The organism is Aliivibrio kagoshimensis (assembly GCF_050337105.1).
Taxonomy (GTDB): domain Bacteria; phylum Pseudomonadota; class Gammaproteobacteria; order Enterobacterales; family Vibrionaceae; genus Aliivibrio_A; species Aliivibrio_A kagoshimensis.
The window spans coordinates 1-12,953 of record NZ_JAKJSQ010000053.1 but is presented as its reverse complement, the minus strand read 5'-3'; the positions used below and the strand labels follow the sequence as shown (position 1 = coordinate 12,953).

The window sequence follows — 12,953 nt, the reverse complement described above, 5'->3', positions numbered from 1 at the left end:
AAATGAAAAAAATCAATGATAACTCGTAGAGGTAACCCGAATGACAATAGGTGTAGGTGGCTCAACGGCGCCACAGGAACTTGCAAAATTAAATGACATGACGGGCGATATAGACGCCATCACGCATGAAGAGTTTGTGGCTCGCATTACAAAAGCTCAGCAGATAATGCAAGCAGAGGGAATCGAAGCAATTTATGTGAATGCCGGCACTAACCTCTACTACTTTACTGGTATTCGTTGGGGCGTGGGTGAGCGTATGGTTGGTGCCATTATTCCGGCCAAAGGAAACGTGGAATTCATAGCCCCAAATTTCGAGCTTGATACGTTGCTTGGCTTCATGAATGTCGAAGGAAAGATCAATACTTGGCATGAAGATGAAAACCCTTCAGAGCTGATTAATGTCATGCTAAAAGAGATGGGCATTACTAGTGGTACAATTGGTATCGATGAATCTACCGCTTTTTTTATGTTTGATGGTATTCGTCAGGCGGCACCACAATTTAACTACATTGATGCCAAAGTCGTTACGGCAGGCTGCCGTACATGTAAATCAAATAGTGAAATTGCACTGTTACAACGTGCCAAAGATATGACCATGGAAGTACACAAAGCCGCTGCGCGTATTTTGCGTGAAGGTATATCAGTAAAAGAGGTGGAAGATTTTATCCATGAGGCACATATCAAAGTGGGGGCGCCTGCGGGTTCTTATTTTTGTATTGTGTTGTTTGGTGAAGATAGTGCGTACCCTCATGGTGTTAAATCACCAAAAGATCTAACGGTAAATGATACGGTATTGATTGATACAGGTTGTCAGTTACATGGTTACAACTCTGACATTACTCGCACCTATGTATTTGGTGAAGCGAGCGATCGTCAACGTCAAGTGTGGAACAGTGAAAAAGCTGCCCAAGCAGCCGCATTCGATGCTGCGCAACTTGGCCAAACGTGTGCCAGTGTTGATAAAGCCGCTCGAGTGGTACTTGAAAAAGACGGTTATGGGCCAGGTTATGATATACCAGGTTTGCCACACCGAACAGGTCATGGCGTTGGTTTAGATATCCATGAGTGGCCATATTTAGTGCTTAACGATCAAACCCCTTTAGCTGTGGGTATGTGTTTTAGCAATGAACCTATGCTTTGTGTACCGGGTGAGTTTGGTGTTCGTTTAGAAGATCATTTTTACATGGGAGAAACCGGACCAGTTTGGTTTACTGAGCCGTCACATTCAATTGATGATCCATTTGGTTACGAAAAATAAGTTAATAAACACCTGAACTCGGTGGCGATTTACGTGTCTACGAATTATCCTGTTAATTCGTATGACACGTAAATTGATGTATAATAAAGCCCCCGACAGAGTAAGGTTTTACTAGGTGTCTGACATTAAGCAATTAAAAACCACAATTCTTGCCCTAAAGCAGAGACATATAATACAAAAAACGACGATTGTAGTAATGACTGCTTTTTTGGCGGCTTGCGGCAATCTATCTGCTGGAAATCTCTTTAGCCACTACTCGTCACAACACCATGATGTCTATCAGTTAGTCAAAATTGGTCAATATCAACAAGCTCTTGATGGACAACAGACTGATTTTGCCGGGGTGATTCTTGACAATTTTGAGCTCGGCCGAGTGAGTTTTTTAGCTGAGCAGTACCCTCAGAGCCTTGGTGCGTTTGAGCAGAGTGATCTTGCTATCAAAGAGCAGCAACGCCAAGCGACCTTATCGTTGTCGCAAGGAGTCAATTCAGCAGGCTCATTATTAACCAATGACAACATGATCAATTATGAACCTGCAGATTATGAATTGGGCTTTCTACATCTTTATATGTCACTTAACTATCTGAAAAAAAATGATTTGAGTGGAGCATTAGTTGAGGTTAGACGAGCAAACCAAGTTCAAGAACAGGCAAAAAAATCTCGTGAAAGTGAGCTACAGTCAGCAGAGCAATCGGCAAAGAAAAAAGGAATATCACCCAATGTTGGTGCAGTATTGGCTCGCTACCCTGATGGCGGCGAAAAACTGGCTGAAGTCCAAAATGGATATCTCTTTTATTACTCTGGGTTGTTATACGAAACAAGCAACAGCTTAAATAATGCGTATGTTGATTACCGTCGTGCATTAGCGGTTTCTCCGAATAATCAAGCCGTTATCGATGCCACCATGCGAACGGCAAAAAAACTGGGTATGTCGAATGATTTGAGACTGTTGGAACAGCAGTATGGTAATCCAGTATCGTTAGGAAAAAATCAATCAAGGGTGATCATCATTGATGAACAGGGTACGGTTGAAGCATTAAAAGGGTGGAAACAACCATTACCCATGTATGATAGTCGTGGCAATACTGCTATATATAACTTAGCACTGCCGGTTTACCCTAAAGTCACCAAAACAACCTATACCCCTCTATTAATCAATGGGGAAAACGTAGAAAGTAACGCTGTGGTTGATATTAACGGTATGGCAAAAAATAACCTTAATGAGCGACTCCCTGCTATCGTGATTAGACAAGGGTTACGCATTTATGCAAAAGATAGCCTGCGTAAACAAACACGCGGCTCATCAAATGAAGAAATTGGTAATCTTCTGATCAATGTATTTAATACGTTATCAGAACAACCGGATACAAGAAGTTGGCAGTCGTTGCCAGCACAGGTTTCTGTTGCATCGATGGAAATGGATGCAGGAGCGCAGACAATCAGTTATGCAGGTAAAGAGCTTACCTTTACCGTAGCGGCAGGACATACCGCACTGGTGTGGATGTCTAGACAGGGTTCTTCGGTGACATGGTGGCACAAACAGCTAGGAGAGATGTAATGAAATGGTTTATCGCTTTACTATTATCAATCACATTAGTCGGATGCGGTTCGAATACTGCTGGGATTAGTGTTGAAAGTAAAAATCAACAAGTTCTCTTTGGTGATAATGTTCTTGGAGCACGTTTAGTGATAAACAGTGCAGACAGTCTTGATACGAACGGCATTCTAAAAGGTGTTGTAAGTGTAACCAGTACCTATACCGGCGATCAACATCTGCAATATCGCTTTTATTGGTATGATAAACAGGGTTTGGAAGTCAACGGTTCAGACACACCATGGCGTCAATTTATCGTACGCGGCTTAGATTCCATGACGATTCAAGGTGTCGCTATTGATCCAAATGCAACACAGTTTCGAGTTCAAATTCGAAGTGCTGATGATTAATTAATTTTGAAAAGGTTTAGATATTATGAATAAAGGTATAATTGCACTCTTAGGCTTGGCCGTCCTACTTGGTGGTTGCTCAAATAAAGTCAGCTACGGTGATGCACAATCAGCAGAAACCACCACGATTGAATTTGGCTCAACCGACCTACAGAAAATCGCAATGGAGATGACTGATAGCATGTTGTCATCTGGTGCAGTCGCACATTTAACGCAAAATAGTCGTCCTATTGTTTTTGTTGAAAGCATTAAAAATAAAACCAGTGAGCATATTGATACTGAGTCTGTCACCGATTCAATCAGTACCAAATTGTTGAATTCAGGTAAATTCCGTTTCGTGGATATGGACAGAGTTGAGTCAGTAAGAAAACAGCTTAACTTCCAAAACGATGATGAGTTAGTCAATCAAAGTACAGCAATACAGTTTGGTAAAATGGTTGGGGCTCAGTATATGCTTTATGGCAACTTGTCGAGCATTGTGAAACAAGCTGGCAGTGATAAAGATGTTTACTATAAAATGACCATGCGTTTGATGGATCTTGAAACCGGCTTAATCGAATGGGCTGATGAAACTGAGATCCGTAAACAAGAAGCGAAAAAACTACTAGGTTGGTAACAGGTGAAATCAATTTCGCTGGATAACGCATTTACTGCTGATGACAGTTTACGAAAACTTAATCAGCAGCTCACTATTGAATCTGTGGAGGCGTTAACAGGGGGATTAACCAATCGTTGCTGGAAAGTGGTTATTGATGGGTGCCCTTATGTGTGGCGCCCAATCTCATACACTTCTGACTCTTTTGGTATTGACCGTAACCATGAGTACCAACTCTTATACTTGCTTAACCGATCCAACTTGTCACCTAACGCCATCGCTCAATTTCCATTTGGTATTTTAGTTGAGTGGATTGAGGGGCAAGTTATTCCTGAAGATTATGACCGTAAAAAACTGACGCCTATACTCACTACTCTATTGGCCAAACTACATCAACTGCCGGTGACCGCGAAGCAACACTTCTCATTTAAACAGCGCCTCTCTTATTACTGGGAACAGTTAGAGAGTAGCCAACGTTCATTAACCAGCCAAATATTATACCAACACTATCTTCAACTGGATGAGTCTCAACGTTTTAATGCCACCCTTTGCCACTTTGATCTTGGTGGGTATAACGTCATAAAAAGTGCGGATAGTTATAAGGTGATTGATTGGGAGTACGCCGCTTATAGTGATCCGTCTCAAGATCTAACCATGTCAATTTTAGCCAATGAATTAGAACTTGAGAGTGCGGTCCGTGGTTACTGCCAATGTCGAGAGATCAAGGATGTTCAACCTTGGATTGATGCTGTTCATTACTGGACCCCTTGGTGCCAGTTTTTAAGTTCACTCTGGTTTCGGCTCGGTTATCAACTTAACCAAGATTACCTCTACTTAGTGCAATCTGTTGCCCATGAAGAGTCAGTATTAAATGCAATTAATGAGAAAGAGWGACTCTAATTTTCTACGTTTTGTTATTTGTTCTTTATAACCATAACTTTCGTGGTAGATTAAATAGTGAGAACTAAATAACTATTTGGACATTGGATTTATGATTATTTATCTGCACGGCTTTGATTCAACAAGCCCAGGGAATCACGAGAAAATACTTCAACTTCAATTTATTGATGATGATGTTCGTTTTATTAACTACAGTACCTTGCACCCTAAACACGATATGCAACACCTCTTAAAAGAGGTCCATAAAGTCATTGAACAGAGTAGTGATGAGCATATCCTAATTTGTGGTGTTGGTTTAGGTGCCTTTTGGTCAGAAAGAATCGGATTTTTGTGTGGCATTAAGCAGGTATTATTTAATCCTAATCTACATCCAGAGCTAACGATGGAGGGACGAATTGATCGACCTGAAGAGTATGCGGATATTGCGACTAAGTGTGTCGAAAAATTTAGGGAAAAGAATCGAAATCACTGTCTTTGCATCTTGGCGAGTAAAGATGAGGTTAATGATAATAGAGATGTCGAGAGTGAATTGTCAAAATATTACGAAATTGTATGGGATGATAGTGAATCCCATAAATTCGTTAAATTGACGAAGCATTTACAGAAAATCAAATCATTTAAAAACAGCTAGTTACCGAAGTAAAGAGTCACGGCATTCCTGTGAAAATATACCCCCCATAAAAAGTGTAATTTTATTACACTTTTTTGCTAATTATTTCGCGTAAATTACGCAATTAACTGTTATCCTAGAACAATAGTTTGATCTAAATCAACAAGGTGTCACTATCCTTGTTGCTATGAATGCAAATTTTTACATTTCTAGGAGAGATTAATGACGAGAATTGTTGTTGTCGGTGGCGGTGCTGGTGGACTCGAGTTAGCCACTAAATTTGGTCGTACTTTAGGACGAAAAAAACGTGCAGAAGTGACATTAGTCGATCGAAATACCAGCCATTTGTGGAAACCATTACTGCATGAAGTGGCGACCGGCTCTCTGGATGAAGGGGTCGATGCGCTAAGTTACCGTGCCCACGCTAAAAATCACAGCTTTAACTTTCAGATGGGTAGCTTGATTGACATCGATCGTCAGCGAAAAGTGATTGTACTCGATGAACTCAAAGATGATGAAGGATCTCTGCTTATTCCAAGTCGTGAAATAGCGTACGACTACCTGATTTTAGCCATTGGTTCTAAGTCAAACGACTTTAATACGCCTGGTGTTGCGGAAAACTGCATCTTTTTAGATAAGCCAGAAGAGGCACATCGCTTTAGAACGGAGATGAACAATCAATTCTTAAAGCTGCATGCTAATTCAGGCCAAGGTACGGTTGATATTGCTATTGTGGGTGCTGGAGCAACGGGGGTAGAACTGTCGGCTGAACTGCATAATGCGGTTAAAGAACTCCGTACCTATGGCTTTGGTGATTTAGACTCCTCTAAACTGAATGTCTCGTTAGTTGAAGCGGGAGAGCGAATCTTACCTGCGCTTCCTGCTCGAATCTCCAGCGCAGCCCATCATGAGCTGGTAAAGCTTGGTGTCAATGTTTTAACCTCAACCAGAGTGTCTAGAGCAGATGATTTGGGGTTGACTACCTCAGATGGAGAGTTGATTCCAGCTAAAATCATGGTGTGGGCCGCAGGTATTAAAGCCCCTGATTTCATGAAGAATCTAGCGGGTTTAGAGAGTAATCGAATTAACCAAGTGATGGTTAAACCTACGTTGCAAACCACCGTAGATGATCATATCTATGCCATTGGTGACTTAGCGTGTTGCGAACAACCGGATGGCAGCTTTGTCCCACCTAGAGCGCAATCAGCCCACCAGATGGCCAGTCATGCCTTTAAAAATATTGTGTGCCAAATTGGTGACCGTGAGTTAAAAGAGTATGTGTATAAAGACCATGGTTCTTTAGTGTCGTTAAGCCGATTCACCACAGTGGGCAGTTTAATGGGTAATTTGACCAAAGGTTCTATGATGATCGAGGGGAGGATTGCACGCATCGTCTATATCTCTCTATATCGAATGCATTTAATCGCACTGCATGGTCTGTTTAAGACCGGACTAATGATGTTAGTCGGACGAATCAATCGAGTTTTACGTCCAAACCTTAAATTGCATTAAAAAAAATGCCAGTACTCAAAGAATACTGGCATTTTTATCACGTAACCAGTAACGGTCAATGTGGCATCATTAAGCGCTTTCTCTCCTGCTAGAGGTTTCTGCTAGCGTTTTTTTGATTCATTTCTTAATGCCTACTTTCTACAAATCAAAGCCTACTTTCTACAAGTGAAATTTATAACTTTTCGGTAAAGCACTAATATTTCGAGATATGTATGATACCGTACGTTGGGTTTATGAGTGATAAGATGTTATAAGCTTAAAGGGAATTAGATGAAACATCATGTAATGTTGGATATTGATGGAACACTACTCCAGTCATACGAAATGGACGAAGAGTGTTTTGTTGAAGCAGTGCGAGAAGCTACAGGTCTTGAAATATCGACAGATTGGGGGGGTTATCCCTTTGTCACTGACAGAGGCATATTAAAAACTTTTATTGAGCAACAAGGTCTCAAGTATTCTCTAACTGAACTAGAGAATATCGTTAAGCCTATTTTTATCCGTAATGTTCAGCAATCTGTTAAAGCGTCACCAGCTGAAGAAGTACTTGGAGCCAAAAAATTCTTATCACATCTGTTAGATAGTGACAAATATGTTGTTTCTATTGCTACTGGTGGTTGGGGAGAAACAGCTAGGATAAAATTGAAATCAGCTGGTTTTGAGACAGAGAAATTAGATATTATGTCTTCTAATGATCACTACTCTCGTATCAAAATTATGGAGTTGGCAAAATCAGCAATAAATCAAATTGGTGACTATCCTGTTACTTATTTTGGTGATGCAGAGTGGGACTTAAGGGCATGTGAAGAGTTAGCGGTCAATGTAGTCATTGTCGGTAATAGAGTAAATCATTACCAACGTATTCAAGACTTTAGTTGTTTAGATAGCGCCCTGAGTTTCGTGAAATAGGTCTGTGATATTCTTTATCACGCTTATAACAGACTAGAACAAACTAGAATAGGTGTCGCGCAGCCGACACCTGCTTTTGTTGATAGAATAGGGCGGTGTTGAACAAGCCCGAAGCCCTCTCTATATAGTAAATTGTGAAGTTTGAGTTGGTAGGGTTTTTATTTACAGCCAAATTCAAGCTGAGCGGCATTAAGACGTAAATCGAGCCGATTTACATCCAGAAGTTAGCCTATTATTGCTATAGATGGACGGATTCCGCACCTCGTGGGAGTCATTATGTCTAGTTTTACCTCATATTTTGCATTTCAATTACAATGTAACTACACTGTAATTCATGGCTGATATTAAATTTGAATGGGATCCGAATAAAGCAACTTCTAATATCAAAAAACACGGTGTAAGTTTCGATGAAGCTCAATCTGTTTTTTTTGATGGATATGCTCGCTTAATTCCAGATCCTGATAGTTCGCACGGTGAAGAGCGCTTTATAGTTCTTGGCCAAAGTGACAATTACAAAACACTTGTTGTATGTCACTGCTATCGAGATGACGAAGATAATATTCGTATTATTTCTGCTAGAAAAGCAGATAAATATGAACGTAAACAATATGAGGAGTACAGATATGCGTGATCAGTATGATTTTTCTAATTCCGTACCTAACCCCTACGTGAAAAAACTTAAGAAACAAATAACTATTCGTTTAGACCAAGATGTTATTGAATACTTTAAACAGCTTTCAGATCAAAATGGCGTGCCATACCAAAATCTTATCAACCTTTACCTTAAGGATTGCGCAAGTAGTCATAAAGAGTTAAAAATGGAATGGGAGTAAATAAAGCTAACAAACTAGAATAGGTGTCGCGCAGCCGACACCTGCTTTTTTCATAGAATAGAGTGGTCTTGAACAAGCCAAAGTCCCTCTCTATATAGTCAATTGTGACGTTTGAGTTGGTAGGGTTTTTATTTACATCCAGAAGTTATCCTATTTTCGCCATAATTACCGTTATCTCTCCTGATGTTTAGTTTGCGCCATTATTCTTATTCTATTCGCCTTTCGGCTACATCGTTCGACTGATCCCAACACACGCCATCTGATGCTGACAGGAACCCCTGCAGGGACAGGCACTTTTTAATGACCACTCATAAGAAAGAAAGTTAACGTGTCTGTCCTGCTAGAGGTTTTTTGAGTCATTTTCTTAATGCCTACTTTCTACAAATGAAATTTATAACTTTGCGGTAAAGCACTAATTTTTCGGGATAAGTATGATACCGTATGCTGGATTTATGAGTGATAAGATGCAAAGTGCATTGTTTAAACGATGCATTTTGCATCTTATTAAGCTGTTGAGGCTGTAGGATAACTCGATTTCAGAAAGTAGAGCTTAAATGGACGCATTTTCGGGCGAAAAATCATGTCTCTACGTGAAATCTAGATAGGTTCAACCCATAAAGGCTTATTCTTTTTAACGTAGAAGACGATATTAAAATAGCTGTGGAGAAATCCTACAGCCTCGTTTTATGAACAGGAATAAGGTTTGACTAAAGAGTTTTTTACATTAACCGAGTATGCATTAAAACTACGTAGAAATTTGCTTTTTGTGAGTTCTTTATGCGTAGTCCATTTTGGTGTTACATCTTTGAGTTCTTTAAAGGTGTTTGGAGTTTCTATACCAGATGAGCTTCTCAATGCCGGTCTTCCACTCTGTTTGACTTGGTTCGCTTTGAACTATTTTTACTCATTGTATGCAGAATTTACTCAGTGGAAGGCTAGCTTTATCGTTGATGTTGATGTTCCTGATGGCATGACTGATAAAAATTGGAAAACACAAACATTAATTCCTGAAATTAGGAAGTTGACGGGAAATTCAATTCGGATTCACGCTGAATTTTCTACTGGTGGAGGCCTTAGGCCTGGTAAGTCAGTGTCAGAGGAAACTGAGAAACTGCTTGTAAATATTGAGAATCAATTGATGTCAGCAATAAAAACTGACGTAGAAAGAATCCTAAAGTTTCAAAACGCTATTAAGCAATATAATTTAGCTAATCAGCTACGGCTTTACATTCTAGACACTTTGGTTCCATTTTGCGCATTTTTTGGTGCTTTACTAGTAGCGTACTTTATCGGGAAGTTCATATAACAAACTAGAAGAGAACTAGCGGGACAGAGTTTTAGCCACTCTTTTTGTTCAACGTTCAATTGTTGTAAAACGGGTGGGGTAGAGGCATCAATCGCGCCGCGTTTATTCGGTTTTATCTGTTTTCCGCTCCAATCGACAAGCTCTAGGTAGTCATCCAATCTAAACGGAATGCCTTTAATCATCTCATTGGTTGGGTTACCAATAAAAGGGTGCAGGCAAGGTGGAGTTAACTTTTTCGATTTAAGGGCAGCGAGCCGCTCTTTCACTGAGGTGAAATCTGAGGTTTCAAGAGAGTCCGCCATGTTGGCTCGAATCGGGTTTAAATCCACATAAGCCATCGCGGTTAACAGCGCTTTCTCATCAAGCAGCGCTTGGCTTTTAAAACGGCCTTCCCAAAAGTGCCCTGTACAGTCATCCTCTTTGTTCGCCATTCTTGCTATGGTTTGATTGAGAATTTTCATGAACCAACTGATGCTGGATAACCGTTCGCGCCACTCGGAGATAATTTGCTGACACACCTCTTTGGTTGAGCTGTGCAGGTCTTGTTGAATAAGATAACGTTCAATCAACAGCGGCATTTCATGGAGGGTACACCAACGATCGATCACCTCTCTTTCGGTCAGTTTTTTAACGCCATCACAATCAATGCTAAGCACCAAATGGTAGTGATTATTCATGATGGCATAGGCACAAATATCTATACTAAACATGGTGCTGAGCTCTTTGAGTTTATCTTCAATCCAACCACGGCGGTGCTCAAAGCTCTGTTGGGTAACAGAATCTACACCACACAAATAACTGCGTCTCACACATCGAGAGACAATGTGATAATAGGGCGTCGCCTCTGAGCAGATAAGCTGACTTCTTGGTACGGTCACTGGAAACTCTCACCACAAATTGAACATGATGACAGTGTAAGCAGGTTTTCACTTATTGAGATACTGAAATGACCGACTCTTCGAGTGAGTCGGTGTCGAGCTTGAAATAGATGAAACTAGTGAAGTTTAAAGTGTGAGAGCAGTGCTTAGAGTGTATGTCCTTGTCATCCAGAAGTTAGTCTATTTTCGTCATAATTACTTGAGCCCTCCTGATTGTTTAGTTTTCGCCATTATCCTTATTTTTATCGACAACTGATGCGCATCACGCTACACTTATTGCATGATTAAATCTTTTAAACATAAAGGCCTCAAGAAATACTTCCAAACTGGAAGTGTCTCAGGTATTCAGGCAAAGCATCAACGTAAATTACGTATGCAATTGGCTGCAATAGATACCGCTAAAGGAATTGATGATATCAATTTGCCCGGTTTTAAATTACATCCTTTAAAAGGCAATAGAGATGGGATTTGGTCTATTACTGTAAGCGGTAACTGGCGCATTACTTTCGAGTTTATCGATGGCAATGCTTTCATTCTCAACTATGAGGACTATCACTAATGACTATGCATAATCCACCGCACCCAGGGGAGTTCATTTACGATGTTTATTTGGAGCCTTCTGGTTTTAGCTGTCGCTATCTGGCTAAACAATTAGACGTAGCATCATCTACTTTAAATCGAGTTCTTAAAGGTCAAAGTGGTATCTCTCCCGAAATGGCACTGCGCTTGTCTAAAGCAATAGGAAGAACACCTGAGAGTTGGCTATCAATGCAAGATAACTATGATCTTTGGCATGCTAAGCAACAAATAAACTTAACCAATGTTCACTTGGTAAATTTTGCAGTGGTATAAAAAATATAATAAACAAGAATAGGTGTMGCGCAGCCGACACCTGCTTTTGTTGATAGTGGTTGATAGTGAACTAGCGGGACAGACACCTGAACTAGCGGGACAGACACCTGATAATGCTCGCGGGACAGACACCTGATAATGCTCGTGAGTAGGCATCTCAGGTTGGCGGGTGTTTCTCGTTTTAAGGCGTTAATTTTTAGAATAATCGCATCGTAGTAAACGTGTTATGCAGGCGTTAGGAGTGGTCTGGAGGCATCTTCTCAAGTTGAATTTGATTAAAGCGGCTAGAGATAAAAGACCTCATTTCATATGAAGACACAATTGTTATTTCAAGTATCTGTTTTGTTGGTAAGATAAAGTGTTACTAAGGAAGGTGCAGCTATGAAAATAAAGACAATAATATTACTTTTAATTACTCACTTGTCTGTGGGGGCATTCGGTGTTGGTCTAGGCATTTATATGCTGCCGATTCTTATTGCACCAACATCTCTAACTGAGTCTGAAGTCACTCAATTATCTTCCCAAGCACAGTTTTCCGCGATGTTCAAAAAAGACCTCAAGGATAGTGACTCTTTTCATTGGGGGGAAGGTCAGGTAGCTGTTGGTCCAGAGTACATCACATTAACTGGAAGCCTTGCGCCCGGTCCTGATTACAAGCTTTACCTGTCAACCGAGTTTGTCGAAACTGAATCTGATTTTAATCGATTAAAAGACAGTATGGTTCGCATTGGTAATGTTAAGACTTTCGAAAACTTTGCGGTCAAAATACCGAAAGGTATCGATGTATCTAAATATAATACGGTCATTGTATGGTGTGAGACATTTGGTGAATTTATCACGTCAGCTACATACCAATAATGAACCACTCCTAATAAACAAAAGCAGGTGTCGCGCAGCCGACACCTGCTTTTGTTTATAGAATAGGACGGTGTTGAACAAGCCTGAAGCCCTTCTCAAGCTAAAGTGTCTGTCCTGCTAGAGGTTTTTCTAGAGGTTCCTTGGGGTGTCTGTCCCTGCAAGATGGAATCTTTTGTATACGATGTAATAACTTAGGTGGCGGCGTTGCTACTGCTTAATGCAGCGATATTCTTTTACAAGAACTTGCGAAAAGTAATCCAGTGGATTACACTTCGATTATGCATACGATCGTTGAATTACCTGAATATAAAAAACGGGCTGAGAAGCTCCTTTAGTGTTAATGCAAGGTACTGGTGGGGTTCGTAAGTTAAGGTGGGCAAAAGAGGGGGGAGGTAAAAGTGCTGGTGTGAGAGTTGTTTATTACTACAACAACGAAGATGTACCACTGTTTATGCTTTCACTCTTTGGAAAAAATGAGAAAGCTAACCTATCTAAATC

General features: G+C 40.4%; 16 protein-coding genes. 15 read left to right on the top strand and 1 reads right to left on the bottom strand.

The window, feature by feature from the left end:
* Nucleotides 1-40 precede the first annotated feature (40 nt).
* The 11 genes from L4C32_RS15425 to L4C32_RS15375 all read left to right on the top strand — a co-directional run bounded on the left by L4C32_RS15425 (nt 41) and on the right by L4C32_RS15375 (nt 9,867).
* Entirely contained in the window at nt 41-1,258 is a 1,218-nt protein-coding gene (locus L4C32_RS15425; protein ID WP_428197786.1) for a M24 family metallopeptidase, read from the top strand.
* A gap of 196 nt (nt 1,259-1,454) precedes the next feature.
* Nucleotides 1,455-2,816 carry a COG3014 family protein gene (locus L4C32_RS15420; RefSeq protein ID WP_428197797.1) on the top strand — a complete coding sequence of 454 codons (1,362 nt, stop codon included), beginning with the start codon at nt 1,455-1,457 and terminating at the stop codon, nt 2,814-2,816.
* Nucleotides 2,816-3,202 carry a YcfL family putative periplasmic lipoprotein gene (locus tag L4C32_RS15415; RefSeq protein WP_428197785.1) on the top strand — a complete coding sequence of 129 codons (387 nt, stop codon included), beginning with the start codon at nt 2,816-2,818 and terminating at the stop codon, nt 3,200-3,202. Before L4C32_RS15420 ends, L4C32_RS15415 begins: the two co-directional genes overlap by 1 nt.
* Nucleotides 3,203-3,227: 25 nt before the next feature.
* A complete protein-coding gene (gene lpoB, locus L4C32_RS15410) occupies nt 3,228-3,818 on the top strand; it encodes a penicillin-binding protein activator LpoB (RefSeq protein ID WP_428197784.1) in 591 nt (196 codons plus the stop codon).
* Nucleotides 3,819-3,821: 3 nt separating this feature from the next.
* Nucleotides 3,822-4,697 carry a phosphotransferase gene (locus L4C32_RS15405; RefSeq protein ID WP_428197783.1) on the top strand — a complete coding sequence of 292 codons (876 nt, stop codon included), beginning with the start codon at nt 3,822-3,824 and terminating at the stop codon, nt 4,695-4,697.
* 91 nt (nt 4,698-4,788) lie between these two features.
* A complete protein-coding gene (gene ycfP / locus L4C32_RS15400; RefSeq protein WP_428197782.1) occupies nt 4,789-5,328 on the top strand; it encodes an alpha/beta hydrolase YcfP in 540 nt (179 codons plus the stop codon).
* A 201-nt stretch (nt 5,329-5,529) separates the two neighbouring features.
* Nucleotides 5,530-6,819 (top strand): NAD(P)/FAD-dependent oxidoreductase, encoded by a 1,290-nt coding sequence (locus L4C32_RS15395; protein ID WP_428197781.1) that lies wholly within the window; start codon nt 5,530-5,532, stop codon nt 6,817-6,819.
* A 270-nt stretch (nt 6,820-7,089) separates the two neighbouring features.
* A complete protein-coding gene (locus L4C32_RS15390; RefSeq protein ID WP_428197780.1) occupies nt 7,090-7,728 on the top strand; it encodes an HAD family hydrolase in 639 nt (212 codons plus the stop codon).
* Nucleotides 7,729-8,062: 334 nt separating this feature from the next.
* Nucleotides 8,063-8,359 carry a BrnT family toxin gene (locus L4C32_RS15385; RefSeq protein WP_428197779.1) on the top strand — a complete coding sequence of 99 codons (297 nt, stop codon included), beginning with the start codon at nt 8,063-8,065 and terminating at the stop codon, nt 8,357-8,359.
* On the top strand, nt 8,352-8,561 hold the full coding sequence (locus L4C32_RS15380) for a BrnA antitoxin family protein (RefSeq protein WP_428197778.1): 210 nt from the start codon (nt 8,352-8,354) through the stop codon (nt 8,559-8,561). The genes L4C32_RS15385 and L4C32_RS15380 overlap by 8 nt, the downstream gene beginning before the upstream one ends.
* A gap of 703 nt (nt 8,562-9,264) precedes the next feature.
* A complete protein-coding gene (locus L4C32_RS15375) occupies nt 9,265-9,867 on the top strand; it encodes a hypothetical protein (RefSeq protein ID WP_428197777.1) in 603 nt (200 codons plus the stop codon).
* Here the strand turns inward: L4C32_RS15375 and L4C32_RS15370 are convergent.
* The gene (locus L4C32_RS15370; protein ID WP_428197776.1) at nt 9,786-10,745 is read right to left on the bottom strand and encodes a transposase; all 960 of its coding nucleotides are present in this window, start codon (nt 10,743-10,745) and stop codon (nt 9,786-9,788) included. The genes L4C32_RS15375 and L4C32_RS15370 overlap by 82 nt on opposite strands.
* Before the next feature lie 280 nt (nt 10,746-11,025).
* Between L4C32_RS15370 and L4C32_RS15365 the strand changes: the two genes are divergently transcribed.
* The 4 genes from L4C32_RS15365 to L4C32_RS15350 form a co-directional block, all read left to right on the top strand.
* A complete protein-coding gene (locus L4C32_RS15365) occupies nt 11,026-11,304 on the top strand; it encodes a type II toxin-antitoxin system RelE/ParE family toxin (RefSeq protein ID WP_428197775.1) in 279 nt (92 codons plus the stop codon).
* Nucleotides 11,304-11,597, top strand: coding sequence for a HigA family addiction module antitoxin (locus tag L4C32_RS15360; protein ID WP_428197774.1), 294 nt, complete (start codon nt 11,304-11,306; stop codon nt 11,595-11,597). The genes L4C32_RS15365 and L4C32_RS15360 overlap by 1 nt, the downstream gene beginning before the upstream one ends.
* 381 nt (nt 11,598-11,978) lie before the next feature.
* The gene (locus L4C32_RS15355) at nt 11,979-12,455 is read left to right on the top strand and encodes a DM13 domain-containing protein (protein WP_428197773.1); all 477 of its coding nucleotides are present in this window, start codon (nt 11,979-11,981) and stop codon (nt 12,453-12,455) included.
* 340 nt (nt 12,456-12,795) lie between these two features.
* A partial coding sequence (locus L4C32_RS15350) for a type II toxin-antitoxin system RelE/ParE family toxin (protein WP_428197796.1) occupies nt 12,796-12,953 on the top strand: 158 nt, incomplete at its 3' end.

Bases quoted from the DNA above. Each gene is read 5' to 3' on its own strand.
- L4C32_RS15425 (WP_428197786.1), top strand. From the start codon at position 41: ATGACAATAGGTGTAGGTGGCTCAACGGCGCCACAGGAACTTGCAAAA.
- L4C32_RS15420 (WP_428197797.1), top strand. From the start codon at position 1,455: ATGACTGCTTTTTTGGCGGCTTGCGGCAATCTATCTGCTGGAAATCTC.
- L4C32_RS15415 (WP_428197785.1), top strand. From the start codon at position 2,816: ATGAAATGGTTTATCGCTTTACTATTATCAATCACATTAGTCGGATGC.
- lpoB (WP_428197784.1), top strand. From the start codon at position 3,228: ATGAATAAAGGTATAATTGCACTCTTAGGCTTGGCCGTCCTACTTGGT.
- ycfP (WP_428197782.1), top strand. From the start codon at position 4,789: ATGATTATTTATCTGCACGGCTTTGATTCAACAAGCCCAGGGAATCAC.
- L4C32_RS15395 (WP_428197781.1), top strand. From the start codon at position 5,530: ATGACGAGAATTGTTGTTGTCGGTGGCGGTGCTGGTGGACTCGAGTTA.
- L4C32_RS15390 (WP_428197780.1), top strand. From the start codon at position 7,090: ATGAAACATCATGTAATGTTGGATATTGATGGAACACTACTCCAGTCA.
- L4C32_RS15385 (WP_428197779.1), top strand. From the start codon at position 8,063: ATGGCTGATATTAAATTTGAATGGGATCCGAATAAAGCAACTTCTAAT.
- L4C32_RS15380 (WP_428197778.1), top strand. From the start codon at position 8,352: ATGCGTGATCAGTATGATTTTTCTAATTCCGTACCTAACCCCTACGTG.
- L4C32_RS15365 (WP_428197775.1), top strand. From the start codon at position 11,026: ATGATTAAATCTTTTAAACATAAAGGCCTCAAGAAATACTTCCAAACT.
- L4C32_RS15360 (WP_428197774.1), top strand. From the start codon at position 11,304: ATGACTATGCATAATCCACCGCACCCAGGGGAGTTCATTTACGATGTT.
- L4C32_RS15355 (WP_428197773.1), top strand. From the start codon at position 11,979: ATGAAAATAAAGACAATAATATTACTTTTAATTACTCACTTGTCTGTG.